The organism is Streptomyces sp. NPDC041135 (assembly GCF_055592085.1).
On sequence record NZ_JBVIYZ010000021.1, the window covers coordinates 51,476 to 75,045 of the forward strand.

Below are 23,570 nucleotides of genomic sequence, written 5' to 3' on the forward strand. Positions count from 1 at the left end.
ATGGGCGAAGGCCGAGAGGCCGACCGCGGCGCCGCCACCGACGAGGCCCGCGAGGCGGGCGGGTACACGTGAGCGAGGTCGGCTCACCGCTCGGGCGGCCGTATGAACGGCCGGGAGGTGCTCGGGATCGCGCGGCGGCGTAAACGAACTCACGTATCTGTCCTTCTGATTGTCCGGGCGGAGACGCCGCTCTTAAGTTGGATCCGGCCCACCACCCCACGGAGTTTTCTTCGGCGAGAACTGCTCCAAAAAAATCTTGAAAAAGTCCGTGGGGTGCCAGGGACCAGCCCACTTACAAGGGGTCGTCTTCGTCACCGGGCGTGGCAGCACGGGAGCTTGCGAGTGGGCTGACGCGGCCGGTGAGGGAGCCGGCCCCTTGCGGGAGCGGGGTCGGGGAGACGACCGAAAGGGGAGGAAATGCAGGGCGGCAGCGCGGGCGGGGAGGCCGCGGCCGCGCGTGCCCGGGACCTACAACCCTCAGACGAGTCCATGCGACGCGACCTGGGCGCGCCGGTGCCGGCCAGCTTCGACGGGATGACTCCGCAGCAGAAGCGAGAGGCGCAGCGCATCCAGGAAAGCATCGATCGGAGGATGGCGGACAAGCGGCTGCTGCAGATGCTGTCGGAGGACGGCTTCACGGGCCCCCGGTACGACCGGTTCGTTCAGGACTCGTCAGGTACGGGATCTCGGTACTGCGGGCATGGATGCACTCGGGCTACATCTTCAAGCTCGTCGCCGAGCGTGGCTACGGCCTCAAGCCACACGAGCTGGACCTGGAGGAACTGGCGGCCAACAGCGAGCTGAGGGAGGAGCTGGCGAGCATGACGGTTGCCCTTGCCCTGCCCCGGTTCCGCCAGCGGGCGTTCGTCGACGGCGGCTGGTCTTACGAGGGAGGCGCCAGCATCACCACCTACTTCATGGGGGCCTGCGCCTACGACTTCCCCAACGAGTTCCGCAAGTACCGGGCCGCCGAGGAGAGGCATCGACGCTCGCTCCGCCGGCAGCAAGAGCACTACCAGCCGCCGGTCAGCACCCTCAGCGTGGCCGATGAGGTGCTCGGCAATCTGCGCGTCCTGGACGACCTCAACGGCATCGACGATGTGCGGACGAAGGCGGCGGTGGCCCTGACGCTCGACGGCTACAGCCAAGCCGAGATCCAGGAAGTTCTCGACGCGAAAAGCGAGCGCGCGGTCGAGGCCTTGATCTACCGGTGGCGTACCAAGGCCAAGCGTCAGACGACGAAGGAGGGTGAGCAGCGTGGCTGACGACGAGTCCTTCGAGGAACTGATGAACCAGGGATCGCTCGGATCACCGGGCGCTCGGCGCCTCCGTGAGAGGACGTCCCTCGACAGGGCGCGTCTCGTCCTGAGAGTCGTCGAACTACGCCAGGCCCTCGACTCGGCCTCCCCCGAGACCAGCCGGCTCGCATTGGTGCGCGTCACCGACGAGCTCGACGGGGCGTGGGAGGAGCTGCAGAAGAGCAGGGAGGGCACCGCGGCGGCCCTGCCCTTCGTCAGGGCTGCCCATAGCCTCGCTCGGCGACACGGAAATGTCGATGCAGCACTCGAGCTCCTGGGCGAGGCCAGGAAGATCTTCGATGACGCCGGCGACTGGGAGGGGAGCGCCCAGGTCCTGACTGCGGTATGTGCTCTGTCGATTCGGGAAGGCAGGCCTTCGAGAGCTCTCCAGGCCCTGCACGAGGTCTCCGAGCTGCTCGCCTCGCACACGGAGTCGGGAGCCAGGATCGGAACGCTGGCCCACCACCTGAAGCGGGTCACCCGGAGGGCGCCACGCAGTACTAACCCGGCGCCGCAAGAAGCCGACAGCGAGAGCCCCTCATAGGAGAGGCCGTTCCGCGTGGCAGGAACAAGGCGTCGGTCTCCTGGTTGCCCCCGTTGGGTCCAACAGGGACAACCAGCTCTCAGCTCTCCACGGTTGCCGCGCATGAGGGCGACGCGCTCAACGGCAAGTTCGGCGAGAGTCAGCTGGGAGGCTCGTCACGTTCGATGACACCTGGGGGCATCCGGCGCGTCTGCCGTCGGGTACGGGCGCGCTGCCATCCGGCGGTGGTGGCCAGTAGCACCAGCCCGGCCACGACATTGCCGGCGACGTCGTGGAGGACGAAGTCGTAGAGCGCTGCCACGACGGTGGCCTTGGTCATCGCCGCACCCCCGCCTGCCGCGTCTGCTGCGCGCGCCGCCGGAGAGCCGCGGTCATGCGGTCGTCCGCACCCGGCGGAGGGAAGTGGCCCGTGATCTCCCAGTACTGCTTGCGGAAGAGCTGCCGTTCCTCTCGCAGGCGGCGCCGTGCCCGGTAGATCCGGTCGGCGACCATCTTGGCGGTAATGCCGAGCGTTTCGCCGATCTCCGCGTAGTCGTACCCGTCGTAGACCATGCGCAGCATGTGGCGTGTGTACTCCGGCAGGGAAGCCAAGTACCGGTTCAGCCAGTCGTTCACCAGGACGGACTCGTCCTCGAAGGGCGAGCTGCCGGTCCACCAGGGCGACAGGTCCACGGACCAGTCGTCCATCACGCCCAGTTCCGCAAGTCTCCGGTCGCGCTCCAGGCACCACTTCCGGTAGTGGCGCGGGAAGGACTGCAGGACCCCACGGGTGAAGTAGGTCCGCAGCCCGGCGGCCGACGGGCGCCGCCCGCCGGTGTGCTCCGGAGTCACCGGCGCCCACTGCGGATTCCATCCGCCGTCGTGCAACGCGTGCTGGACGAAGGCCGGCCAGGCGCCGCTGACCGCGGTGAGGACGAGGTCGATGCGCTCCTGCGGGTCGGTGCGCAGGACGTCGCCGTGCCGGGTGTCGATGTCGAACTCCGCATGGGCGGGTGCCGAGGCGCGCACGCGCTCCACGATCTTCCGGTTGGAGCACCAGGCGTTCAGAGACACCGTGGCGTACGTCCACAGCCGCTCCCGGGTCAGCACCATCTCCGGTCCGCAGAACTCGGTCCGGCGCAGCCGCTCGACGAGCGCGGCATCCTCGGCTCGCTGCCGCTCTGCCCGCACCCTCGGGTCCTCGTCCGGAATCATGCCGATTCGTGACGACTCTTCCCTCTTGAGCTGTTCGATCATTCGCGGTGCTGTCATAAGCCCATCCCCAGTCATATCGCGCTGCCTTCGGCACGGCGTAGCGAGGAGATGGAAAAAACATCGCGCGTGATTTGCGGCAACTTTTCGCGGTCGAAGATGCAGGGGGTGGACGCGACGCGAAACCGCACGACCGTCCTGCCGCACTGGCCCCGTCTCCGGTCCACGGGGCCCGTTCTGTCCGTCCCTGGGGGAGGCGGAGCACGTGATCGCTGACGCTGCCCGGCTTGCAACTCGCGCAAGCCGTGGACCCGGCAAGTAGGCACAGGATAATCACGGTTATCCTGTGCCTATGCTGACGCCGGATCGGAACGTCCCGCAATCAGGTGAATCACCCGACATGCCGGAAGAGCAGGTGGCGTCTGCCGGGGTGCCGGCGGCGGACCCGAACCAGCTCGACTTCCCACCGGTCCGCAACGGGGTCGACTACCTCGTCAGCGTCGTCGATCACCTCACCGCCGACCCGATCGACCCCCGCGACATCAAGTACGCCGTGCTGCATCTTCAAGCGGCGGCCGAAGTCCTCCTCAAGGCCCGGCTCGTGCGCGAGCACTGGAGCCTGGTCTTCGAGGATCCGGGCGCGGCCAGTGAACGGGACTTCCGCTCCGCCGACTTTAAAAGCTGCGCCGTCGACGAGGCAGTGACGAGACTGCGCAACATCGTCGGCATCACCATCACGGACAAGGAGCAGCAGGCGCTCAAGGCCCTCGCCCGGGACCGCAACGCCCTGCAGCACTACGGTCTCAGCCACAACGCCCGCGCCGTCGAAGCGCGGGCCGGGCGCGTGCTCGACTTCCTGGTCCGCTTCCTGGACGACCTGCTACTGCCGGGCCTGGAGCTGGACGAGGTCAACGCCATCGGAGCGGACATGGTCCACGTCCGTGACGGCCTGACCGGCGTGCAGACCTTCATCACCCAGCGCATGCGCCGGCTGCGCGAAGAACTGCAAGGCCGCGAGGACCGGACGGTCCACTGCCCCCACTGCGAGCAGCTGGCACTCATCGCCGAGGGAGCAACGAACCGTTGCCTGTTCTGCGGTGCGACCGTCACCACGCCGGAAATGATGGTCTACGTGTACCTCGGCACTCCCGAGGACGAGGGGAGCCTCATCGACATCTGCCCCCGCTGCGCTCAACACACCGTCGTGCACGACACTGACCTCGCCACGGGCGAGCGGGTGCCCTTCTGCTTCAACTGCCCGGGTCCCATCCCGACTGCTGCCGACGCGCCGCCGGCCGACACTCCCAGGGAGCGCCCGTGACCACGACGCGGGCCCGCTCGCCCTGGACGGTGCCCGCCGCCCGGCGCCGCGATCCGCGCCACCTGCGGGCGGAGCGCGCACGGAAGCCGATCCGCTTCACCCGGCACCGGGTAGACGCGCATCAACCCGGCCGTCAGGTCACCATGTGCATCACCACGGTGAGCACGCCCAGGGCCGCGCTGAAGGCGATGGCCGTGGTGCGCCAGCGCGGACCGCGCTCGACACCGCGGTTCAGGGTGTACGCGACCAGTGCGACGAACCCGGCGCACAGCACGCCGATACCGACCGCGCCGGCCCGGGCGGCGGCCGGCGGGCCCCCGTGCAGCCCCAGAAGGTCCTGCAGCATGCCCAGGTCGGCTACTGTGGCCGCCGCCGCTCCCCCGGCCCAGCTCCACGCCCGCTTCGGCGGCACGAGTCCGCCCGCGTCGGCCGGGGCGAGCTGGAAGCCCGCGAACGCCGCGAAGGCCACCGCGACCACCGTCAAGGCCAAGTACTCGATCTGGAGCACCGTCATCCGTCCCCCTTGGAGGATGCGCCCGTGAGGGCCGTCTGCCGCCCCCGTAACGCACATGTCCCGCAATAATAGGGACGACGCAAAGAACCCGACAAACGAGGAGGTCACTGCACATGCCGGGACGCCCCGAGAAGCCCATCGCGCCGGACCGTCCGTCGGGCCTGCAGGCGCTAGCCGCGCAACTGCGGGAGCTGCGCGCCGCGTCGGGCCTAAGCCTCCAGGAGTTGGCCGCACGGACCTCTGTAAGCCCGTCGTCGCTGTCGCGGGCCTCCTCCGGCGTGTCCGTGCCGACCTGGGAGGTCGCCAGCGCCTTCGCCGATGCCGCAGACCTGGATGCGGCAGGCCGCGCGGAGCTGAAGCAACAGTGGGAGCGGGCAAGGACAGAACGAGCGGCCTCCTTGGGTGCCGTCGTCCCGGGTGCGGGCCCCTCGCCGCACACGCTCAGGGACCACCACCGGGACTTCGACCGCGCCGCTCTTCTTGTACGCCTGTACGAGGCCGCCGACAGGCCCTCCGTGCGTCAGCTGGCGGAGCAGTCCGGACACCCGCGTTCCACCGTCCATCGTGCGGTCACAGCGAAATCCCTGGCCGGAGCGGAGGACATCGTGGGCGTCCTGCTCTCCTACATCCCGCAGGAGGACCGATCCTCCTGGGCGGCCGAGGTCAACCTTGTCTTCGGGTCACCTCCCTCCGCCCCTGATCCGGCGCCGCCGCTGTTCAAGGTCAGGTCGGGCGGCTCGGTGCTGCAGGCGGAGCAGGCCGTCACCGAGTTCAGACGAGCGCTCCGGAACCTGCGCAACCTCACCGTGCACGGGCAGGTGGAACTCGATCCGCAGCTCGCGGTCCAGGTGATGCAGCTCGACATGACTCTCGAAAAGGCGGCCATGACCGGCGGCAGGATGGTGAGGCCCTCAGAAGAAGAGGACGCCGGATCCGGGGCCCCGGGGACGCGCACCGGGGGGAGGGCATGACCGCCCCGACCACTCCCGTGCTCGTCCCCTCGGCCGCCGCGCGGGCGACACCGGCCACGACACGCCGCGACCCTCGCGACCTGTGGCCTGAGCAGGCCCGGAAGCTGTACGACCTCCTCGCCGGCCTGTACGGCGAGGACGACCCGCTGCCCACCCTGGCCGCGGCCTGGATCGCCCACCAGCGCTCGGTCAACACGCAGAAGTCGTACGCCCGCGGCTTCCACGTCTTTGAGGAGTTCGCCCGGGAGCACGGCGTGCACCCCATGGCGGTGAAGTTCCCGCTCGCCGACACCTTCCGGCTCTACCTGGAGACGACGCCGACCTGGGTGCGAGTCAAGGGCGGCCGACGCGGCGAGATGGTGCGGGCCGGAAAGCCGTACTCGGAGGCGTCGCGGGCGAACGCCCTGTCGGCGGCCTCCTCGTTCTTCACCTACCTGGACAAGGTCAGCGACGACGGGGTGAAGAACCCCTTCGACGCGGTGCAGCGGCCGTACATCGACCCGGACTACTCGCCCACCCCCGGCTACACCGAACAGGAGTGGGCCAGACTCCTGGTCACCGCCCGCGACCACCACCGCGTCGCGGCGTACCGCAAGCGCACGTACGCCCTGCTCCTCATGCTCTACACCTGCTGCCTGCGCATCGACTCCCTGCTCAACGCCCGGGTCGAGGACCTCGGCTACGACAAGGGACACCGCGTGCTGCTGCTGGAGAAGATGAAGGGCGGCGGCCGGAAGAAGAAGCCCATCCCGCCGGTGGCCTGGGACGCACTCCAGGACTACCTCGGCGGCCGCACCACCGGCTGGCTGTTCTGCACCGCCACCGGCGGCCAGCTGGACGAACCCGCGGTGTGGCGGCTTCTCCAGTCCCTGGCCAAACGCGCCGGACTCCCCCTGCGCGGCCCGCACGGCATCAAGGGCGACGCCGTCACCCACGCCCTGGCGAAGCCGGACGCCCGGCCGGACAAGGTGCAGCGCTGGGCCGACCACAAGGACTCCCGCACCACCCAGCGCTACAACCGGCGCAAGGAACTGCTGGACGACAGCCCCGGCTACAGCCTCGCGGCCGACCTGGCCGGCGCCCTGGAGGATGAACCCGCCTGACACCGGAAATGGGCCCTCTTCGCACGACCCGCGCCCGTGTCGACCGGCAGCGCGTCTTCCACGGCCTGGAGCCGCTGTACGACGCCGACGCCCTGGCCGCCCGCTTCGCAGCGTCGGGCCGGACGGCGCCCGTACCAGTACGAGACGACCTGGCCCACCGGAACTGTCATCACCCACTGCGTCAACGGCCAGTCCCAGCGCTTCGAGCTGGCCGACGCCCCGCTCGGCGATGGCGTCGTCCTCGAGCAGCCGAGCATGTCCGATCGGCTCCACATGGTTGTGTTGCTAGGGTCCGTCTTCAAATGATCGTTCGATGGTGGATCATGGTGTCGTGATTCGTCGTCATGAACTGTCGGATGCAGAGTGGGAGTTGTTGGCCCCGCTGATACCGAGTGCTGTCAGGGGCCGGCCTCGGGCGGAGGATCGCCGGGTCATCAACGGGATGGTCTACAAGATCCGGACCGGGGTTTCCTGGCGTGACCTGCCGGAACGTTACGGCCCGTGGAAGTCGGTCTACACCCGCTTCCGCCGCTACGCCATCGACGGAGTGTTCACCCGGGCACTGCAGCAGATCCAGGCCCAGGCCGACGCTGCTGGTGACATCGACTGGCTGGTCCAGATCGACTCCACCATCGTCCGCGCCCACCAGCACGCCGCCGCCACCGGCCGAAAAGGGGGAAGCACCGGACGGACGAACCGGACGATCACGCCCTCGGCCGATCCCGCGGAGGCCTGACCACCAAAATCCATCTCGCCTGCGACGGCCGCGGCCGGCCCCTGGCCGTACTCCTGACTCCCGGCCAACGACACGACGGCATCTGCGCTCGACCTCTGCTCGAACGCATCCGGGTGCCCCGCACCGGCCTTGGCCGGCCCCGCTGCCGACCGGACCACGTCATCGCCGACAAGGCCTACAGCTCACGAGGATTCCGCGTCTACCTGCGCAAACGCGGCATCGGACACACGATCCCGGAGAAGGGCGACCAGAAACGCCACCGCCGCAACCGAGGCCGCCGAGGTGGCCGACCGACAGCCTTCGACAGCGAGATCTACCGCCGCCGCAACACCGTCGAACGCTGCTTCAACCAACTCAAAGGCTTCCGCAGCATCGCCACCCGCTACGAGAAGACCGCCACTTCCTACGGAGCAGCGGTCACACTCGCATCACTCCTGCTCTGGGCAAGATCAATTTGAAGACGGACCCTAGTACTCGGGCTGATCGCGGGGATCGTGATCACATTGATGATCATCCTTCCCTGGGTCTGAGGAGGAGCGTTATCGGCCCGGTGCCGTTAACGACGGCACCGGAGCGACGCCAGCCCCACCGGCGAACTGAAAGGCCCACATGACCCCTCCGGCATCATGTTCACCGGTGACAGGGCTCAGCCGGAGGTGCCGGGAGGGGACTCCGCAGGACCGGCCCCGAGGCCTCGCCGGTTTTTCGGCTGGGCTGGGAGGTGGCTTCCGACGACTCCGCGGGCCCGAAGCTCGTTGAGATCCGGGAGGCGGATACCGGGCAGGGTGGCGAGTAGATCAGCCTGGGTGGCGCGGATGCCCTGGGCAGAAGCCTCGGGGCCGGCGCCGAGCGTGCGGCGGGTGGTCACGGCGGTCATCGTACGGGCGCCCGGTGTCCGGTTTCGGCCGGTTGTCTCAGTCTCGGCATCAACGGCTTCGTGGCCTGGGCAGGATGCGCCCATGGCCTTTACTTGGAAGATCCCGCCATGGCAACGCAACGAGGACTGTACGCACATGGCGGTCCTGGTCACCGATGTCGGCAACGGTCAGATCGGTTTCACCATGGAGAGCGTGCGCGGTGACGACGCGAACGAAGCGCTCGCGGATCTGCTCATGGGGCCGGGCGGCGCCGGCGGTGCAGAGGTACTGCTGCCCGGTCTGGTTGCGGTGGTGGTTCGCCGGGGGATCGACGTGATGTGGATGGCGCAGCCGCCGCTTCAGGTGTCGCCGACAGGGAACGGCGAGGTGGAGATCGCAGTTGCCGGAGCCACGGAGGAGGACCAGGTGACCGCCTTCTCCGCAGCGGACGCTCGGGCTTTCCGCGACCAGCTCCGAGCCGAGTACGGCTCCAAGTAGACGAGCTCGTGAACTGTGGGCCCACGCCGGTGACGGGGTGGGCCCACAGCCTTACCTGCTATTCGTCGTCAGGAGTCGTCTGGTTGTCCCTGGTCGCAGCGCGGCTGCGGGCTTTGCGCAGTGCCCAGGCGCCGATGGTGGCAACGAGGGTGGTGCAGAGGCTGCCAAGGAACTCGGGCAGAGCCGCGGAGAACAGGCCGATCACGAAGACGCTCCATCAGTGTGTGCGAACTTCCGCACTGACGGGGCGGCTTTCCGCAACGGGCATCGGCCGCTCCAGCGATCTTGCGATCACCAGGCGGCTCACCCGCTCGGATTGACTAGGGCGGGCCAGCACGTTGCGTGCCCTCCGGCGGTCACGAGCCGCCTGTCGGGCGGGATCCCGACGAGAGCTGAGGGCAGATTCCCACGACGAAGGCGCAGAGGTAGGTGACTCTCACCGAATCGGGGTGTGGTCTGCGTCATGCATCAGAGGGGCCGCCCCAAGGAGCGGGCGGACTTCCCGTTGTCACGCGCTGCTGGGTGCCGCCGGCGTCTCCAGCTCATCCAGCAGCCGCTCCAGTTCCGTCCAGGAGCGCGCCCGCTGACGGGCGTACACGGGGCTGTCGAAGAACAGCGCGTGGCAGTGCTGGGTGACGTTCTGCAGGGCGGTCAGCTTGCGGTCCTCGCTCATGTCCGAGATCCACACCCCGCGCGCGGTACTGGAGTAGCGCACCGCCAGATCCGGGAGTCGCGACCCCGTGTACGCGAAGAGAAGTTGCACGGCGTGATCGGTGAGGTATTTGGTCGCCTCGTCGACCTGGGCCCGCCAGCGGGCGCGCTCCTCCCGCAGTGCGGTGCGGACCGTGTCGGTCGCCTCCGGCGCGACAGGTGCGGCGAGCAGATGGGTGACCGCGGACAGCACGTTCAGCATGTTCGCCTGGAACTTCTCGCGGGTCTGCATCTTCGCTTGGAAGCGCCGGTTGCGGACTTCAAGCAGGGGCGAGACGTATCGCCCGGCGACTATCAGGGTGAGCAGGGACGTGGCGATCGAGATCAGGGCGGTCGTGCCCCACGAGGGCATCCAGTCAGGCATGGGCGCGATTCTGGCGCGTCACGAACTGGGGCTCGTCGAGGACGGGGATGACCATCTCGCGGTAGCGCTTGCGCAAGCTGTCGCCCTTGCCGTCGTGGACAGCGGTGATGAACTCGTTGGTGAACTTCATGGAGTGCACGTACCGCTCGCACGGGACCTGCTTCTTGATCCGTTTGGGGAAGTTGGCGATGGCGAGGATGTTCCCCCTCGAACCCCATTTGGTGGTGACGCTCATCTGCGGGAACTTGCCGATCTTCTCGATCTCGTTGACCACCTCGATGTCGTAGGACACCTCGTCGGGGAACCGGTCGGGAGCACCTAGGCCCCCGCCTGGGGGGCGAGGGCTTAGGGGACGGAGACGAACTCCGCGTTCCTGCGGTGGCCAGTGGATGCGGCTCCTGCTACGTGACTCAGCGCTGAATGATCCAGGTGAGGATCTCCTCGGCGAAGTTCTCGCCGAGGGCGCGGCAGGCACCGCTGATCAGACCAAGTACGACAGCGCTGAGCAGTGCGGTCAGGACGGGATGCTTGGAAGAGAAGGCACGGATGGCCGCCCACGATGACTTCCAGCGGGGGTTCCGGCTCGACGGCAGGTCAGACTGCCCCGTAGTCTTGGGGTTGGAACTGATGGTTCTTCTCCTATCACGGAAGTGCTGGCGTGCTTCTTGTTCGGGTGCAAGACCCGTCGGACTGCTGTGCGGCCCCCCGTTGGCGCGGGGGGCCGCAGTCATGTCACCTCCAGGTGTGTGACCGGCATCGGACTGCTACGTGGCGAGAGCCCGTTGGCGCGGTTGCCCCCATTTCGAAAGACCGTCAACTCGGGTTCCTCTAGGGGCTGCTCTCTCCGCTTCAAAGAAGCCTATAGGTGCCCACTGACAGTAGAGTTGTGTAAAAAGATGTCGCGAGACATCGATGACAGGGCACGAAAAGGAATTGGCATATGCCTGCGCACCCAAGGATTCCGAACCCTCAAGAGGGGGAGCTTCAGCGGTTCGCGTACGACCTTCGCGAACTGGGAGAGGGGAAGGTCTCGGTCACATGGATCGCCGGGCACGAAGAGACCACGGTCTCCAAGGCGGCCTTGTATGCGGCGCTGTCCGGCACACGGCTGCCCAAGAGGGAGACCGTAAGCACCTTGTTGCGCTGGTGGGTGGGTGACCCCGCGAATGAAGATCCAGGTCTCGACGACTACTACCTCGAACCCACCTGGTCTTGGATCGACAGGCTTCCTCGTGATCACGAGGGGCGACGGCTCGCGGACCAGTGGCGAGCCCGCTATCAGGAGCTGACCAGGGATGTCCTCGGCGAACGAGAGTTCCGTCCGCGAGCGGCACGTGTCGCCATCGCCGTGCCACCAGAGCAACAGCGCTTCATCAATGAGCTGAATGATCTGATCGGGAAGACCGGGCTCGAAGACGAGCTGTGGCTCCTGCTCGGGAGCTTCTGTTCCCGAGTCGAGAGGTACCTGGCGGGGGAGTCGATCCCGACAGATGAAACGTGCTGGAGGCTCACGGAGCGTCTGGCTTCCTTCCTCCCTGATCTGGACCGCTTGGACGTGGGCCGCCGCTTGATGCTGTCTGCCGAGGTCGCCAGGGCAGCGCGTGTCCGAGACCGACGCATCGCCCGAGGGGGTCGGACCGCCTAGAGTCACGAGCCGCGCTTGAGCCGCTGAACTCGCGCCGGCGTGCAGCTTGGTCACGACACCGACGTTGGGCGTCGACGACGGAGTTGTCGATGATCTCCTACAGGCGGTCCATCGGCAGCAGCATGACTCGGGCTCAGTGGTTGCGAAGATGAACTTCAGGTGCTCGGGCGACTCCTCGACCACCCCCATGTGGATCTCGTCGATGACGTAGATCTTGTACGGGTGTCGGTGGTGTTTTGGTCGAGGGCGAGCTGGAGGCGTTCGGCGAGTTCGGCGGAGGATGCGCGATCCCGTTCGGCGTGGAGCTCCTGGGCCTCGAACTCGTCGAGGACCTGCTCCCAGCTCTTGGCGTTCGGCCCGTACTGGTTGGGGAACACCCGGGCGAGCCACCAGGCGGCCGCGCGCCAGTCCGGTCGTGCTGCTCGCCGTGGTGTGCAGCAGCTCGCTACCCGGTGGGTAGCGGCGGTCGTCGTCGGGGTGCTGCTTGTGGTCCTGGTGGTGGTCCTCGGATTGCAGCAGGGCGGTGTTGCGGGTGCAGCGCAGCATCTGCATGGGCCGGGCGGACACGGGTGCTGCAACAGGTAGCAGGCCAGCCCCGGCCGGTGCAGCACGGCCAGTTGTTGCACCCAGCTCGGATCGCGCCGCGCTGCCTCCACTGCCGCCGATCTGCCGCCGATCTGCCGCCGAGCGGAAGCGTGCAAGCCGACCGGCTATGGACGACCGCAACCGCATCGCCCCCCTCGGCTTGCACCTGATGTGTCCTCGCTGTGCGGTACGAGTCGCGCGTAGCCGCGACTCGACTCTCGTGATCCACGAGATGGCCCTCTTAACTCGCCGCCGTTTGGCGCGGACAAAACTGTCATTAAGGGCTGGCGAAGGTGGCGCTCTCTCAATTTTGGGGTGGCGAAGGGTGGCGCTCTGAGAAATCGACATCCGGCTGCCGAGAAGGACCTTTTGAATGTCGGTGACACCGCCGTCGCAGATGCCGTGCCGTGCGCCGGCGAGCAGGCGGCGGATGTCGCGGGCTGCTGCTTGGTGCGGTCCGGCCACGGCCCTTCGGCGGCACCATGACGTCGAAGGCCTACTTCCGGAGAGGAGTCCGCGCGCACGGGATCGTCGCACGCGGGTTGAACTGGTCATGATGCAGAGCGCTTTACATGAAATGTGGCCTGAGTACATCGCCGGAGTACTGGTCCTGGCCACCGGCGCGGCCGCGGCGGCCGCCGCACGCGCCATAAAGCGACGTCGCCCTTCCCCCTGTGAGGAGGCTGCGGCTCGCGCGGAAGAACGCGACTGACCCGCGATCAACCCCCATCACGAGGTGCCCTCATGCCTGCCCCTAAAAATGTCGTCTCTCAGACGACAAAAAGCGTCGTCACCCGGACGACAAAATCTTCTCGCCCAGAAGAAATCAATCGCGTCGCAGCCTGGGTGCATTTGCATACCGAACCAGAACGAGACCCGCACGAATGGGACGGTGCACTTGCCCTGGCCACCCGCGATTTCTCGCTCAACGAGCGCGACCTGACCAGCGTGGCCGCCAAGTATGACCAACTGATCCAGCGTGTCCGGTACCGCGACCCGGACATCGACGACACCAGCCTGCTTGCAGCTCTCCTCGTCATCCGTACCCTGCGCGACAAGCTCGTCCTGGACGAACGACGCCTGATCGGAGCGGCCCGTGCCCGCAAGGTCCCCTGGCGGCGCATCGCCGCTGCCCTGGAACTGAAGAGCCGGCAGGCTGCCGAACGACGCTTTCTTCAACTACGCGATGACCTGGACGATCTCGCCCCCGGCGACAAGAACATGACCCAGGCTGAACGGGTAGAGGTTGCCCGTGCCCAGCGAGACCGTCGTGCCGAGTACGCCTGGGCCACCACCCACGCCGCACCGATCATCGGCCTGGCACTCCGTCTGGAGTCGGTGGACGACCTGCAGCGGCGCGCCGATGAATCCGAGGCCGCCCGCAAGGCTCACCAGCGTGCGGTCAACGGCGCCGTTTTCGACGGCCGGCCCGCCCCACCGCCTGTCCGCATGCCGTGGCCGGACCGATTGCACGACGCCGTGCGCACCTACCGCACCCACCAGCGAGCCTCCCAGGAGTACCAGACCCGCCCGCTGCCCCAGGTCGGCGAGGACGCCAGGCCACCTCACGGGCTGCTCCTTCCCGTGTCCTACGACCGCCTCATCCACGAGTTGTTCGGCCTCATCGGCCACGCCCTGGACATCGATCTGCACGACCACACCGACCTCGTCGCTGACGTGCAGGCCCTGTACGCACAAGCCGGGGCCGCCTCACCACGAGCCACAGAGTGGGCATCTGTTTCGGCCGGGAACGTGCCTAACGCACGGGAGGCTGTAGCCACGCAACCGCGTACCGCAGCGAACGCAGGGACTGCAGCGGCGTCCCGCGTCGCAGGAGTCATCAAGTGATCTGCGTATGCATAGTCCGCTCGGGCCACGAACGCGCCGCGGGTCCTCGCCGACTGTCTCGCCTGACGCCTGGCCGATCAGATGCGGCTGGCCGCACCGACCAAGGACCCGGTGGACTGCCTGATCGGCGTCGGTCTGCCACAGCACCAGCAGTGCGGCAATGCACGGTGAGGTCGCAGAAGGTGCGCAGTAGGAGCCAGGGTCCGTGCGACGGACCCCGGCTCGTGTGGGCTGGTGGCACAGATCAAATAGTGAGCACGGTGTGCAAAAGTCGGCTGGTGATCCGGCTGAGTGCGTCAATCGCGCGATGCACGGCTGTCTGGCGGGTCCGCGAGGACTGCAGCCACCCTGGCCTGGGCTTGGGCGATGTACTGCTCGCTGGCGAGTTTGAATTCGTCGCTCGCGGCCCGGTCACGCACGTAGGTTTCCATGCCCTCGCGGATGACAGCGTTCGCCGTGGTCGACAGCACGGCTGCCATGGCCTGGATGCGCTCCAATAGGTGGCCTGGGAAGCGGACGGAGACGACGACCTGCCGGTCTTGTTCGTCGGTCGCTTTCCTGCGATCACTCGACATGCTTGTTCCCCTTCGTCGGGGACTGGGATGCCCCGTTCGTGCCAGGGATCGGGGCATGCCATTCCCGGTTCGACGTGCTGGCCGGTTGCCGCCGGCCGACACTCTCGCTGACTGAACGCCGCTCAGACTACGGCACTACGAGATGCCTTGGAGTGGCAACGACATAACTGTTCTTTCGTGTATGGGTTTTTTGTCGCTGGTTGTACATACCTCGGTGTGGCGTTCGACACTTCCAGACTTCGGGCGTGTCGAGCGCGCCTTGTAGTCGTACGTGCCATCCTCCGAATGAACTACACGAAGGTCGTGTCATGATGACTGTCACGTAGCGCACGCGGCCGCGTGCGCGCCGTGCACACGCCTTCACCTGAGCTCCTATCTGCAAGGAAGAGGTCCCCGTGCTTCACGATCTTCCCGCCACCCTCGGCCCCGGCTTGAAGGAGCCGCTCGACGCCGGCGGCATAACCGCGCACGCGTGCGACACCGTGTTGCACATGATGGACACCTTCGGTCGCGAGAAGATCTACGGCCAGGACATGGAAGCCGAACTCTCGCAGGATGAACGCGACGCCATGGTCCTGGCCGTCCTGGGGCGGCGCTACATCCCGCCTGGTGTCCCCGCCCAGGACGCCTACTGGGATGACCTGGCCCGCGCATCCGAACGCCGCCTCATCCACGCCGTGCGCGAGACCCTGAACGGCCTCGACAACGAGTCCGGCCAGCCCCCCACCGTGCTCGGCGACGAGGGCACCCCCGCCGAACGCGAGGAGGAGTTCCGCGCTCTGGTGCAAGCCAAGCAGGCCGCCGTCTCGGTCGCCTTCACCCGCTCCCCGCGCCGCTGGCTGTGCACCGGCGACGCCACCGCGACCTCGGTGGCCGTAACTACGTACATCCCCGGCAGGCCCCTCTACGCCGCGCTCGTCACCCCCAAGACCGCGCTGCTGAGCGACTGTTCAGGGTCTTACCGGCTGTCCCTCGACGACGGCTGGCTGGCCATGTCCGGGGAGCCGCCCGTGGCGGAGCCCGACCCGAACTGCGTGGTCCTGCCGCACTCGATGATGGATCAGGCATCCCGGATCCGCCGGCATTACAGCGACCCGCTCTTCCCCCTCGATACCAGCTCCGCGATCGCCCAGGCCGTCCTTGGAGGCGCCGTGCCGGGCGCGGTCCACCTGAGCGAACCGGTCCTGCACTCCGCCATCATCCCGATCGCCGTCGGCCACGGCATGATCGTGCGGTTCCTCGACAACGGCGAGATCCTCAAGGAGCCCTACGAAGCCAGCAAGTACCTGTACAAGGCGGTCACCGGCGAGATCGCCTTCGGTGACTTCGTCGTCGCCCGCAACCGCTGGGACGCCCACCGCATCAGCCGCATCCTCAGGAACGAGGCCGACGACCTCGACCCGCTGGACCCCCTCGCGCCCTACGACGACCTCGACTTCGGCTTCGACGAGACAGACCTCTGAGAGCTCCCAGCTCAGCACTTTCCGTGAACCCTCTCAGCGGCCGGCGCAAGCCGGCCGCTTCCTTCAAGGAAGCAACGGTGACCAACGACAACCCCTTCAGCCTCGTCCCCGTGAACGGCACCGCGGCCCAGAGCAACCACTGGTTCAAGATCGTTCCGCCCAAGGAGGTACGCGAGCGCTGGCTCGCCAAGCTGAAGAACATCCGCCGCCCGTCCGGCAGCCTCGCTCTGCCAGCGATCGCCACCACCTCCAGCCTGTACTTCACAAACACGCTGCCCCGTAGCGACTCCGCCATGGCTCTCGGCCTGACCACCCTCGTCGTCGGCTACGACGCCGTCATCACCGTCTGCCGCACATGGGACAAGACCTCCAGCAACAACGCCGCCACCCAGCGCGCCGACACCAACCCCGCACGCCGCACAGCCTGAACCGCCCTCTCTGGTAGCCCTCGAAAGAAGGCAGGCCATACCCCCAGGGTTCAGACGCCATGAGGGTCGCACGGTTTGACCGTTCGGCCCTCGCGCTCTCCAGCTCACGGACCAGATCAAGAAGCCCCGACCGGACCTCGCCGCGCGCCTGGAGCGCGAGGTGAAGAAGCGGTCGCAGGCCGCAGATCCGGGCCAAGGGCAAGGTGAAGGCGGCCACCACCGGCGGCATCGTCATCGACACCCGCGCCCGCCTCGGCTACACCGCGCCGATCGGGTCGACGGACCAGGACCGCATCCGGCACCTGACCGTCGCCCTGCCCCCGCAGTACGCCGCCCGCCTCTTCGACGCCCAGGAAGCCGGCGCCACCGACCAGCAGCTCCAGGAGATCGCCGCCGAAGCGCTCAAGGAGGTGTACTTCCAGGACGGCGGCCGCCGCGCCGGCAGCCTGGAAGAGGTCCGGTTCACGGCCATCGAACACCTCGAGTTCGACCTGTAGCAGCCCCGAACGACGAGCGGGCCCGGACCGTGTGGTCCGGGCCCGCTCAATTTCTGCGGTCAAGGTGCGGAGGTGAGCTCCGGCTCGTCACGTCCGGGTATTCGTGTCGGAAGCCGCTCGCGGACCCGGCACCCCGGCCCCGGGTTGCCCAGCCGCGAGCGCCTGGTCGACGAAGGCGTGGACCAGCTCGTGCACCTCGGCAGTCGACACTTCCTGGCGCGTCGCCGTGCCCCGGGAGCCGGTCGACCCCGCCCGCATCGGACGGCGCGTCGTACGGCGCCGGGCGAAGGGAATGGACGCCGGCGCTGTCGCGGCGGCCCTCGAGGACGCCCGCTTCGACGCGCGGCAGGCGTTCCGGTTCGAGGACCTGGCCGACGACGTCCGCAGCCGGGCGGAGCTCGCGGAGTGGGAGCGCCTTGACCAGCTGCTCGCCGCCGCGCAGGCGGGCACGCTCTACGACCCGGACACGGACGACGTCGTCCAGGCCGAGCTCGCCGCCGAAGGCGCGGCCGCCGCCGACCGCGAGGCCGCCGACCGCGAGGCCGCCGTACGCGAGGCCGCCGTACGCGAGGCGCAGCGGATCGCCGCCCGCGCCGACGAACTCCAGGCGCTGCGCGAGCTTCGCACCCTGGAGCAGACCGAGCCCCGCGACGGGAACGAAGCCGCCCGAGACGAACTCACCCGACGAGCCGGCGGGTACGTCCAGACCGACGTCGACGCCTGGCTCGCCCACGCCCTGGCCACGCACGTCGGGCACTACCGCGACCCGGCCGCCCGCGAAGCCGCCGCCGGCCTTCTCCCGCCGCCGGTCCGCGCCCACGCCGCGCTGCTCGCCGACCTCACCCACCTCACGCCCGGCGTCGCCGTCGACCAGCTGGCGTTCGCGGCCCGGCTCGCCACCACCCGAAGCCGTCGGAGACCTCGTCGCGTTCCTCGGAGTCCGTAGGGGCCTCCAGGGCTGATTCGTGGGCGGAGCGTGACACATAAAAGTTGATCTCCCGAGCGCTTAACGGGCAGTACGGAGCGTAGTCACGAAGGGCCGGTTCAGCTGGAGTGGTCCCGGGCCCTGCGGCCCGGCGATACCGTGGTGAGCAACGCCAGTTCTGCCCTCTGGAGCCCTCGATGAGCGAACAGCCGGCCCCCGCCGACACCGCCGCCCGGCAGCTGGAGCCCGCGGCCGCCGACGCGGTGCGCGCATACGCGGCCAAGACCCGCGCCGACGCTGACCGGTTCGCCGCCGTCCTGGAGGACATCGCCACCAACGGCCTGCCCGACCCCGAGCAGTGCACCCCATGGGAGGAGCTGCGCGAGGCCCACCTCGCCCGCCTCGCGTCCCAGCGTCCGGCCGTCGCCTGATGGCCCCACAGCACGGCCCACGCCGCGCCCGGATCGCGTTCTCAGACTCCGCCGCCAAGCAACTGGAGAACATCACCAGCGAGGCGCAGATCCACGCCCTGGACCGCGCCCTGGTCGTCGTCTCCGTCGACCCCGACGTCGGCGCGCCGATCCCCGGCGACACCGCCGGCCCCCAGCTGCGCGAGTACGCCGACGAAGTCGAGCGCGTACGCCTCCTGTACTGGGTGACCGCCCTGAAGACCGTGGTCGTCGTCGCGTACCTCGAGGTCTGACCCGCGACGTCCTGGACCAGGCCGACCGCGTCCTGCTGGCATAGCCGGTCTCAGCGCAGTAATCGCACGGCCCAATCCCGGTCTCCTCGCGGCGGCCGCGTCCGACCTGAGCGAGGCGGGCAGCATCGCGGCCGCCGTCGCCGGGGCCCGCACGGCCATCGGTGACAGCACCGCCGCCGCGTGGCAGGAGTTCCCGGAGATCACCGACGTGGCCACCCTGGAGGCCGATCCGCAGGCCGCTGCGGACGCGTACGCGTTCACCGCGTTCCAGGTCGCGCAGCAGGCCGTCGGCGAGTACCAGGACAACGCTCTGGCGCTGCTGGGCCGCACCCAGGAGGCCGAAGCCGAGGCCCGGCGCGCGTACCGGTCCGAGCAGGGCCGCCCCCGGGTTCCAGCACAACCCGACCGGCGCGGACGCCGTCGCCGCCGCGACGAAAGCCGCCGATACGGCGAGGGAGCGCGTAGCCGAGTACCTGCTGGCGGCGCGGCTGGAGCAGCTGCCGAGCGGTCCGCCGCCCGGCCCGAGAGGCCCGCCTCGCCGCCCGCCCGCTGAACGAGTGCGGGGCGCCCTCTCTGCGGTGGCGCCCCGCACTCGGTATCAGGAACCGTGGATCAGTTTCTTGATCTCAGGCAGCTTCTTGGAGGAGTCGACGTTGACGAAGATGACGTCGTCGGATGACTGCTCCACAGCGATGGCGATGCTGGGATCCACTCCCTTGATCTCGTAGGCGGTCGCCGAGGTCGGTGCTGTTTGACCGTTGCTGTCGCTGTTCGATGTGTCGTCGCAGGGCGGAAGCGTGGCGGCACCGAGTTTGTCCCCGAGTGTGAAGCCCTTGGCCTCCGCTCCCGAGTACGTCCGGTTCCCGTACTGGACCCGGTACGCGCAGGACGACGCGGACTCTCCACCGTCGCTGCTGCCCGATGACGTGCAGGCGACGGACATCGTGGCCGTGACCGCCGCCAGCAGCGCCCATACCGATCGGGTCCTGCCGGCCGAGAGTGCGGTTTTCATCGACGTGCCTCCTCATGGAGCGGACGCTCCGGCTCAGTAGATGCTGCGGAGGCCGAGCACGTCACCCTCGGCGCGGGGACCTTGGGTCACGCTGACAGGGACCTTTGGTGTCGGCGCCGACACCAGACATCAACGGCGCTGCACCGTGGGGTGCAGCGCCGTAGTGCCGGCCTGGCCTGGCCGGGCGGCCGGGTCAGGAAACAGCTTTGAGGTTCTGGCGGCGCTTGGCGTCTTCCCGGCGCCGGCGCTTCTCGGCGAGCTGGTCCTGGTACGCGGTGACGGCCCTGCGGTAGCGGTCGACGAAGTCGGTGGAGTTGAGGCGCTCGCTCTTCGGCATCGCCTTGACAGCCGCGATGGCGTCCTCGGGAGAGAGGTAGGCGGCGAGCATGGGGTTCAGCTGGTAGACGCCAGCGCGCTGCTTCTTCACCAACTGCGCCAGGTCCAGGTCGCGCAGGGCCGCGTTGACAGCCGTCCGGCTCAGGTTGAGCATCTGGGCGATGGTGCCCTGGTCGATCTCGATACGGCCGCCGGGCTCGCTGTGGGCGCGCAGCTTCAGCAGCACGCGGTAGGCCGCGGGCAGCAGATCGAGATCGGCAACGATGCCTTCCGCGTTGACGGCGGCGAAATGTAGACCGCTCACTGTTCGGCCCCCTTCTCCTTCAGCTGCGCCCGCTCCTGGCGCCGGCGAGCTCGCTCGTCTGCCCGTTCCTTACGCAGCCGCTCGATCTCCTGCCTCATCTTCTCCAGTGAAGGGAAGCGCACCAACTCGGGCAGGCTCTGGTCCGCGCGGATCTCCTTGAGGGTGACGTGCTGGTCGACCTTGATGTACTCGGGCTCCATGGTCTCGGTGCCCGGGATGAACTCCGCTACGCGGTAGCTGTAGGGCGGGTTGAACTGGTAGACCCCGCGCTTCAACCGGAAGACGATGCCGTGCGACATGATCTCGCCCAGGGCCTCGTTCACCTTCGTGCGCGCCACGTCCAGGACGGTCGCCATCTCGTCCTGGGTCAGGGGGATTCGCCCGCCGGCCTTCTGGCAGGCGATCATCAGCAGGATCAGCCGCAGCGGCAGCGCCTCACGAAAGAACTGCGCGATGACCAGGAAGAACTCCAGGCTGTCCATGGAGAACGCGTTCGGCTGCTCCGGCGTCCCGTAAAACTCCATGGGCTTGCGCTGCTCGCCCAGCGAGAGCTTCCGGCCCGGGTACTGCCGTGCGACGTCGTCCAGGTCCTTGACGGGCCGTAGCGGCCGGTCCCAGGCGTCGGCGGGATCATCCAGCGGCAGCTTCGGCTGTGGCGCCCCCATGGCGCTCGAACGGCGTCGCTGCGGCTCAGTCGACACGAGGCTGCTCTCCCACCTTCTTGATCTCCGGATGCGCAGCAGTATGTCAGCTCTGCTTGAAACCGATGTCGCTTCGACACGACATCCCGCGCAAGTTGTGTCCCCCCTGGGGGGACAGATCTCCCCCCAGCCTGCCCGGCGGTCCACCCGCCCGACATATCCGCCTCACGTGTCGCCTGCACTTGACATGGGCGCTCGGAACGTGTCGCCTCTGGTTGACATTGAACGGCCGATGTGCCCCCTCAGTCGGGACAGATCGACCTCAATATGTCCCTCCAGCCGGTGCATATTTCGCAATCCGCAACGCGCTGACCTGTGTGTTCTTGATGTCGGTAAGTATCAAGTGGCTGAGGTCTTCCCGCAGGCGCCGACCGGGCCTGCCATGGCTGAGGCGGCTTCGCGTGCAGGCCCGTGGGTCCGCGCAGACCGTAGGAGGCATCAGCGGCCCTTTGGCAACAGCTGGGGTGTCTCAGTAGGCAGGGACCAGCGATGATCCCATCGGCTGTGAGGAATAGGCGACGCGGTGGAGGGCTCTGCGGTGTCTCGGCGCGCACCCTTCGAATGAGTGAATGCGTAATGGCTGCGAGCCGGGTGATTCTCCAGGTTCCTTCGCCGACTCATCCAGTTACTTGAAAATCCTGTCCTGACCTAAGCCACCGAAAGCCAGCCACGACGATGCTCGCAGGCAACCGAGCAGGCGCGTGTGCCTCCAGGAACCCCTTTCCGGCCCCAACCACGCCTATCTTGTCGTAAGCGACGAATTGCCCGCAGCCGCCTAGGGTGGCCAACTGCCCCGCCGGGGCACCGCAAGCCCGCCAGGGCTGAGGAGCTACCGGCCTCGTGCGTCGCCGCACCCACGAGCTTGATTTACCGTTCACCAGACGGCAGGCAGGCCAGCATGTAACTGACTACGCATAGGAGTCTGACGAAGGTACCCACGCTGGACCGCGTCGGCTCGGCGATAACCAAGCACCGATAGGTCGAACTGATGCCAACTCAGCTGGTACAGGGGGCTGCGGCTGCCTCTACCTGGCACGGGTTTGATCGGGTGCCGAGGGGTCCTCACGTGCGGCGGAAGCGTGCGTGGTGGGTGGGGCGGTCGCAGCTCAGCGGGCGAACGCTTCGGTCAGGCGCACGCTGTAGCCGTCCTCTTCCATCAGCACGACGGTGACGCCGAACGGGGCGGGGTGGTCCAGCTCAATGGCTTTGCGAGGACTTCGAACCCGGTCAACTCGGCACCCGCCCGACGGTGAATCCCTCGCCGTCCTGGAACTCGATCAGGACACGGCTGTCGACGAGGTAGATCCAGCACTCGTAGCAGCACTCCAGTACCGCGTCGGCGTGCGCAGCCGCCAGGCCAGCCTCTAGGGCGAGGGAGGGCACCGCGAGATTGCCCCAGAACACAACCGCCAGTTCCTGCGGTCTCGCGTACCCGCGCAACAGCTTCCGAAGTTCCTCGCCGTCGAACACCGGGGAGCTCTGAAGTACCTCAACACCCGCCCAGTCCAGCCGGGACGACGCCACGGCACCGATTCGGCTCAGGCTCAGTGCGGCGAATGTCCGATCCTCCTCGTACGACAGCACCACCGCCGCATCGCCGACGGCTGCCAAGAGCCCCGCGATCGCATCACGCTGCGTCCCATAGCCGGTCCCAGCGTTCAAGACGCACCCCCTGCCTTCACCACGGCCACCGAGGAACTAACCATCAAGCACCCAGCACGTGGCGGCAGCCAGCCACACGCCAGGTCCAGCGACAGCGCTCTCGTCCACCATGCCCCGCTGACACCCAGCGTGGACATTAACGACCACGGACAGCCGTGACGACCGGCAGCCAGGCGCGGCAGCTATACCTGCGGTGAATGCCTGCCACGTCGGGGAGACATCGAAAACTTAATGCGGCGGTCATACCTAATGTCGACGCCAGACGTACCAACCCACAACCAGCACGACCAGAAGCGACAGCACGAACGCCCAAACGGTCGTTGCTGTGTCGTAGGACCGGTACACGATGGCCAGCATGCAGGGACGGATACCCGGCATGCGGCGCGGCAGCCCTGCACTACAAGCGCACCAGATCGCACGGGGAACAATGCGGCCCGGCTTTATGGGGTCGCTCTCCATCCGTTTGCTCAGCTCAGCGCCCGAAGTGATGCCAGATGATTGCAGCTTCCCAAGCTGAGGACTGAACCCCGTATGCTCCGCGCCATGTCGGACCAAAAACCGATGACCTGCCCCCAGTGCGATGGCCGCCTCACGGTTGGCGCCATGGTGCTCAGCAAGCGGGAGGAGGATGGCCAGCGTGTCTGCCGCGTGGTCTCGGCCTGCGACAGCCGGCACATCTGGTGGAGGTGGTCGGACGGGCTCTACGGAGGCTTGGAACCGTGCCCGACCCGAAGCTCCTCAGCGGCTGACATCAACGACGTCGGACGGGGGCGTGCAC

At 67.8% G+C, this 23,570-nt stretch carries 26 protein-coding genes and 3 pseudogenes; 16 read left to right on the forward strand and 13 right to left on the reverse strand.

All coding sequences use genetic code 11. The annotated features are described in order from the left end of the window. The first annotated feature begins 704 nt into the window (after positions 1-704). Together ACZ6CZ_RS30885 and ACZ6CZ_RS30890 are read left to right on the forward strand one after the other, a co-directional pair. Positions 705-1,265, forward strand: coding sequence for a hypothetical protein (locus ACZ6CZ_RS30885; RefSeq protein WP_469027684.1), 561 nt, complete (start codon positions 705-707; stop codon positions 1,263-1,265). After that, a complete protein-coding gene (locus tag ACZ6CZ_RS30890) occupies positions 1,258-1,842 on the forward strand; it encodes a hypothetical protein (RefSeq protein WP_469027687.1) in 585 nt (194 codons plus the stop codon). The genes ACZ6CZ_RS30885 and ACZ6CZ_RS30890 overlap by 8 nt, the downstream gene beginning before the upstream one ends. A 139-nt stretch (positions 1,843-1,981) precedes the next feature. Here ACZ6CZ_RS30890 and ACZ6CZ_RS30895 read toward each other — a convergent pair whose 3' ends face one another. Both ACZ6CZ_RS30895 and ACZ6CZ_RS30900 read right to left on the reverse strand, forming a co-directional pair. After that, complete coding sequence (locus tag ACZ6CZ_RS30895) at positions 1,982-2,161, reverse strand: hypothetical protein (protein WP_469027689.1); 180 nt, start codon at positions 2,159-2,161, stop codon at positions 1,982-1,984. Then, positions 2,158-3,093: a sigma factor-like helix-turn-helix DNA-binding protein gene (locus ACZ6CZ_RS30900; protein ID WP_469027691.1), complete on the reverse strand. Its 936-nt coding sequence runs from the start codon at positions 3,091-3,093 to the stop codon at positions 2,158-2,160. Before ACZ6CZ_RS30900 ends, ACZ6CZ_RS30895 begins: the two co-directional genes overlap by 4 nt. Before the next feature lie 340 nt (positions 3,094-3,433). Between ACZ6CZ_RS30900 and ACZ6CZ_RS30905 the strand changes: the two genes are divergently transcribed. Further along, positions 3,434-4,354, forward strand: a complete 921-nt coding sequence (locus ACZ6CZ_RS30905) for a hypothetical protein (RefSeq protein WP_469027694.1) — start codon at positions 3,434-3,436, stop codon at positions 4,352-4,354. 133 nt (positions 4,355-4,487) lie between these two features. Here the strand turns inward: ACZ6CZ_RS30905 and ACZ6CZ_RS30910 are convergent, their stop codons facing one another. Continuing rightward, a complete protein-coding gene (locus tag ACZ6CZ_RS30910) occupies positions 4,488-4,868 on the reverse strand; it encodes a hypothetical protein (RefSeq protein ID WP_469027697.1) in 381 nt (126 codons plus the stop codon). Positions 4,869-4,981: 113 nt separating this feature from the next. Here ACZ6CZ_RS30910 and ACZ6CZ_RS30915 point away from each other — a divergent pair, with 113 nt between their 5' ends. From ACZ6CZ_RS30915 to ACZ6CZ_RS30930, 4 genes are all read left to right on the forward strand, one after another. After that, positions 4,982-5,839 (forward strand): helix-turn-helix domain-containing protein, encoded by an 858-nt coding sequence (locus ACZ6CZ_RS30915; RefSeq protein WP_469027699.1) that lies wholly within the window; start codon positions 4,982-4,984, stop codon positions 5,837-5,839. Then, positions 5,836-6,942 carry a tyrosine-type recombinase/integrase gene (locus tag ACZ6CZ_RS30920; RefSeq protein WP_469027701.1) on the forward strand — a complete coding sequence of 369 codons (1,107 nt, stop codon included), beginning with the start codon at positions 5,836-5,838 and terminating at the stop codon, positions 6,940-6,942. The genes ACZ6CZ_RS30915 and ACZ6CZ_RS30920 overlap by 4 nt, the downstream gene beginning before the upstream one ends. Before the next feature lie 334 nt (positions 6,943-7,276). Then, positions 7,277-8,136, forward strand: a protein-coding gene (locus ACZ6CZ_RS30925) for an IS5 family transposase (protein WP_469027780.1) whose coding sequence is annotated in 2 segments (ribosomal slippage) — positions 7,277-7,643 and positions 7,643-8,136 — 861 coding nt in all. Because the reading frame shifts where the segments join, the coding sequence is not laid out codon by codon here. A gap of 555 nt (positions 8,137-8,691) precedes the next feature. Continuing rightward, positions 8,692-9,033, forward strand: a complete 342-nt coding sequence (locus ACZ6CZ_RS30930; protein ID WP_469027704.1) for a hypothetical protein — start codon at positions 8,692-8,694, stop codon at positions 9,031-9,033. A 58-nt stretch (positions 9,034-9,091) separates the two neighbouring features. Here ACZ6CZ_RS30930 and ACZ6CZ_RS30935 read toward each other — a convergent pair whose 3' ends face one another. From ACZ6CZ_RS30935 to ACZ6CZ_RS30950, 4 genes and pseudogenes are all read right to left on the reverse strand, one after another. Beyond that, positions 9,092-9,238, reverse strand: a complete 147-nt coding sequence (locus tag ACZ6CZ_RS30935) for a hypothetical protein (RefSeq protein WP_469027707.1) — start codon at positions 9,236-9,238, stop codon at positions 9,092-9,094. Positions 9,239-9,541: 303 nt separating this feature from the next. Beyond that, complete coding sequence (locus tag ACZ6CZ_RS30940; RefSeq protein WP_469027710.1) at positions 9,542-10,108, reverse strand: hypothetical protein; 567 nt, start codon at positions 10,106-10,108, stop codon at positions 9,542-9,544. After that, a pseudogene (locus ACZ6CZ_RS30945) lies at positions 10,101-10,253 on the reverse strand (DnaA ATPase domain-containing protein); the annotation flags it as partial. The pseudogene ACZ6CZ_RS30945 and the gene ACZ6CZ_RS30940, both read right to left, overlap by 8 nt. A 265-nt stretch (positions 10,254-10,518) precedes the next feature. Beyond that, a complete protein-coding gene (locus ACZ6CZ_RS30950; protein ID WP_469027712.1) occupies positions 10,519-10,839 on the reverse strand; it encodes a hypothetical protein in 321 nt (106 codons plus the stop codon). Between the two features lie 209 nt (positions 10,840-11,048). On the opposite strand from ACZ6CZ_RS30950, the gene ACZ6CZ_RS30955 reads away from it, so the two are divergent. Then, entirely contained in the window at positions 11,049-11,753 is a 705-nt protein-coding gene (locus ACZ6CZ_RS30955; protein ID WP_469027789.1) for a hypothetical protein, read from the forward strand. Between the two features lie 126 nt (positions 11,754-11,879). Here the strand turns inward: ACZ6CZ_RS30955 and ACZ6CZ_RS30960 are convergent. Next, positions 11,880-12,095 (reverse strand): annotated as a pseudogene (locus ACZ6CZ_RS30960) (hypothetical protein); the annotation flags it as partial. Positions 12,096-13,082: 987 nt separating this feature from the next. Between ACZ6CZ_RS30960 and ACZ6CZ_RS30965 the strand changes: the two are divergent. Continuing rightward, entirely contained in the window at positions 13,083-14,186 is a 1,104-nt protein-coding gene (locus ACZ6CZ_RS30965) for a hypothetical protein (RefSeq protein WP_469027715.1), read from the forward strand. Positions 14,187-14,482: 296 nt separating this feature from the next. On the opposite strand, the gene ACZ6CZ_RS30970 is transcribed toward ACZ6CZ_RS30965, so the two are convergent. Further along, positions 14,483-14,761: a hypothetical protein gene (locus tag ACZ6CZ_RS30970; protein ID WP_469027717.1), complete on the reverse strand. Its 279-nt coding sequence runs from the start codon at positions 14,759-14,761 to the stop codon at positions 14,483-14,485. A gap of 395 nt (positions 14,762-15,156) precedes the next feature. Between ACZ6CZ_RS30970 and ACZ6CZ_RS30975 the strand changes: the two genes are divergently transcribed. From ACZ6CZ_RS30975 to ACZ6CZ_RS31005, 7 genes and pseudogenes are all read left to right on the forward strand, one after another. Then, complete coding sequence (locus ACZ6CZ_RS30975) at positions 15,157-16,224, forward strand: hypothetical protein (protein ID WP_469027719.1); 1,068 nt, start codon at positions 15,157-15,159, stop codon at positions 16,222-16,224. A 77-nt stretch (positions 16,225-16,301) separates the two neighbouring features. Beyond that, the gene (locus ACZ6CZ_RS30980) at positions 16,302-16,652 is read left to right on the forward strand and encodes a hypothetical protein (protein WP_469027722.1); all 351 of its coding nucleotides are present in this window, start codon (positions 16,302-16,304) and stop codon (positions 16,650-16,652) included. Positions 16,653-16,764: 112 nt separating this feature from the next. Then, positions 16,765-17,149: pseudogene (gene tpg / locus ACZ6CZ_RS30985) on the forward strand (telomere-protecting terminal protein Tpg); the annotation flags it as partial. Between the two features lie 292 nt (positions 17,150-17,441). After that, complete coding sequence (locus tag ACZ6CZ_RS30990; RefSeq protein WP_469027724.1) at positions 17,442-18,095, forward strand: hypothetical protein; 654 nt, start codon at positions 17,442-17,444, stop codon at positions 18,093-18,095. 176 nt (positions 18,096-18,271) lie between these two features. Then, positions 18,272-18,505: a hypothetical protein gene (locus tag ACZ6CZ_RS30995; RefSeq protein ID WP_012477033.1), complete on the forward strand. Its 234-nt coding sequence runs from the start codon at positions 18,272-18,274 to the stop codon at positions 18,503-18,505. Next, positions 18,505-18,777: a hypothetical protein gene (locus ACZ6CZ_RS31000; protein ID WP_469027726.1), complete on the forward strand. Its 273-nt coding sequence runs from the start codon at positions 18,505-18,507 to the stop codon at positions 18,775-18,777. Before ACZ6CZ_RS30995 ends, ACZ6CZ_RS31000 begins: the two co-directional genes overlap by 1 nt. A 208-nt stretch (positions 18,778-18,985) precedes the next feature. Then, on the forward strand, positions 18,986-19,330 hold the full coding sequence (locus ACZ6CZ_RS31005) for a hypothetical protein (RefSeq protein WP_469027728.1): 345 nt from the start codon (positions 18,986-18,988) through the stop codon (positions 19,328-19,330). 45 nt (positions 19,331-19,375) lie between these two features. On the opposite strand, the gene ACZ6CZ_RS31010 is transcribed toward ACZ6CZ_RS31005, so the two are convergent. The 4 genes from ACZ6CZ_RS31010 to ACZ6CZ_RS31025 form a co-directional block, all read right to left on the reverse strand. Next, positions 19,376-19,789 carry a DUF6281 family protein gene (locus ACZ6CZ_RS31010; protein ID WP_469027731.1) on the reverse strand — a complete coding sequence of 138 codons (414 nt, stop codon included), beginning with the start codon at positions 19,787-19,789 and terminating at the stop codon, positions 19,376-19,378. A 193-nt stretch (positions 19,790-19,982) separates the two neighbouring features. Beyond that, complete coding sequence (locus ACZ6CZ_RS31015; protein ID WP_469027733.1) at positions 19,983-20,429, reverse strand: helix-turn-helix domain-containing protein; 447 nt, start codon at positions 20,427-20,429, stop codon at positions 19,983-19,985. Further along, the gene (locus ACZ6CZ_RS31020; RefSeq protein ID WP_469027782.1) at positions 20,426-21,094 is read right to left on the reverse strand and encodes a hypothetical protein; all 669 of its coding nucleotides are present in this window, start codon (positions 21,092-21,094) and stop codon (positions 20,426-20,428) included. The genes ACZ6CZ_RS31015 and ACZ6CZ_RS31020 overlap by 4 nt, the downstream gene beginning before the upstream one ends. Before the next feature lie 1,263 nt (positions 21,095-22,357). Beyond that, positions 22,358-22,792, reverse strand: a complete 435-nt coding sequence (locus tag ACZ6CZ_RS31025; RefSeq protein ID WP_469027735.1) for a hypothetical protein — start codon at positions 22,790-22,792, stop codon at positions 22,358-22,360. Between the last annotated feature and the right edge of the window lie 778 nt (positions 22,793-23,570).

Coding starts and splice junctions, on each gene's coding strand:
- ACZ6CZ_RS30885 (WP_469027684.1), top strand. CDS start 705: ATGCACTCGGGCTACATCTTCAAGCTCGTCGCCGAGCGTGGCTACGGC.
- ACZ6CZ_RS30895 (WP_469027689.1), bottom strand. CDS start 2,161: ATGACCAAGGCCACCGTCGTGGCAGCGCTCTACGACTTCGTCCTCCAC.
- ACZ6CZ_RS30900 (WP_469027691.1), bottom strand. CDS start 3,093: ATGACAGCACCGCGAATGATCGAACAGCTCAAGAGGGAAGAGTCGTCA.
- ACZ6CZ_RS30905 (WP_469027694.1), top strand. CDS start 3,434: ATGCCGGAAGAGCAGGTGGCGTCTGCCGGGGTGCCGGCGGCGGACCCG.
- ACZ6CZ_RS30910 (WP_469027697.1), bottom strand. CDS start 4,868: ATGACGGTGCTCCAGATCGAGTACTTGGCCTTGACGGTGGTCGCGGTG.
- ACZ6CZ_RS30915 (WP_469027699.1), top strand. CDS start 4,982: ATGCCGGGACGCCCCGAGAAGCCCATCGCGCCGGACCGTCCGTCGGGC.
- ACZ6CZ_RS30920 (WP_469027701.1), top strand. CDS start 5,836: ATGACCGCCCCGACCACTCCCGTGCTCGTCCCCTCGGCCGCCGCGCGG.
- ACZ6CZ_RS30930 (WP_469027704.1), top strand. CDS start 8,692: ATGGCGGTCCTGGTCACCGATGTCGGCAACGGTCAGATCGGTTTCACC.
- ACZ6CZ_RS30940 (WP_469027710.1), bottom strand. CDS start 10,108: ATGCCTGACTGGATGCCCTCGTGGGGCACGACCGCCCTGATCTCGATC.
- ACZ6CZ_RS30950 (WP_469027712.1), bottom strand. CDS start 10,839: ATGACTGCGGCCCCCCGCGCCAACGGGGGGCCGCACAGCAGTCCGACG.
- ACZ6CZ_RS30955 (WP_469027789.1), top strand. CDS start 11,049: ATGCCTGCGCACCCAAGGATTCCGAACCCTCAAGAGGGGGAGCTTCAG.
- ACZ6CZ_RS30965 (WP_469027715.1), top strand. CDS start 13,083: ATGCCTGCCCCTAAAAATGTCGTCTCTCAGACGACAAAAAGCGTCGTC.
- ACZ6CZ_RS30970 (WP_469027717.1), bottom strand. CDS start 14,761: ATGTCGAGTGATCGCAGGAAAGCGACCGACGAACAAGACCGGCAGGTC.
- ACZ6CZ_RS30990 (WP_469027724.1), top strand. CDS start 17,442: ATGGACGCCGGCGCTGTCGCGGCGGCCCTCGAGGACGCCCGCTTCGAC.
- ACZ6CZ_RS30995 (WP_012477033.1), top strand. CDS start 18,272: ATGAGCGAACAGCCGGCCCCCGCCGACACCGCCGCCCGGCAGCTGGAG.
- ACZ6CZ_RS31000 (WP_469027726.1), top strand. CDS start 18,505: ATGGCCCCACAGCACGGCCCACGCCGCGCCCGGATCGCGTTCTCAGAC.
- ACZ6CZ_RS31010 (WP_469027731.1), bottom strand. CDS start 19,789: ATGAAAACCGCACTCTCGGCCGGCAGGACCCGATCGGTATGGGCGCTG.
- ACZ6CZ_RS31020 (WP_469027782.1), bottom strand. CDS start 21,094: ATGGGGGCGCCACAGCCGAAGCTGCCGCTGGATGATCCCGCCGACGCC.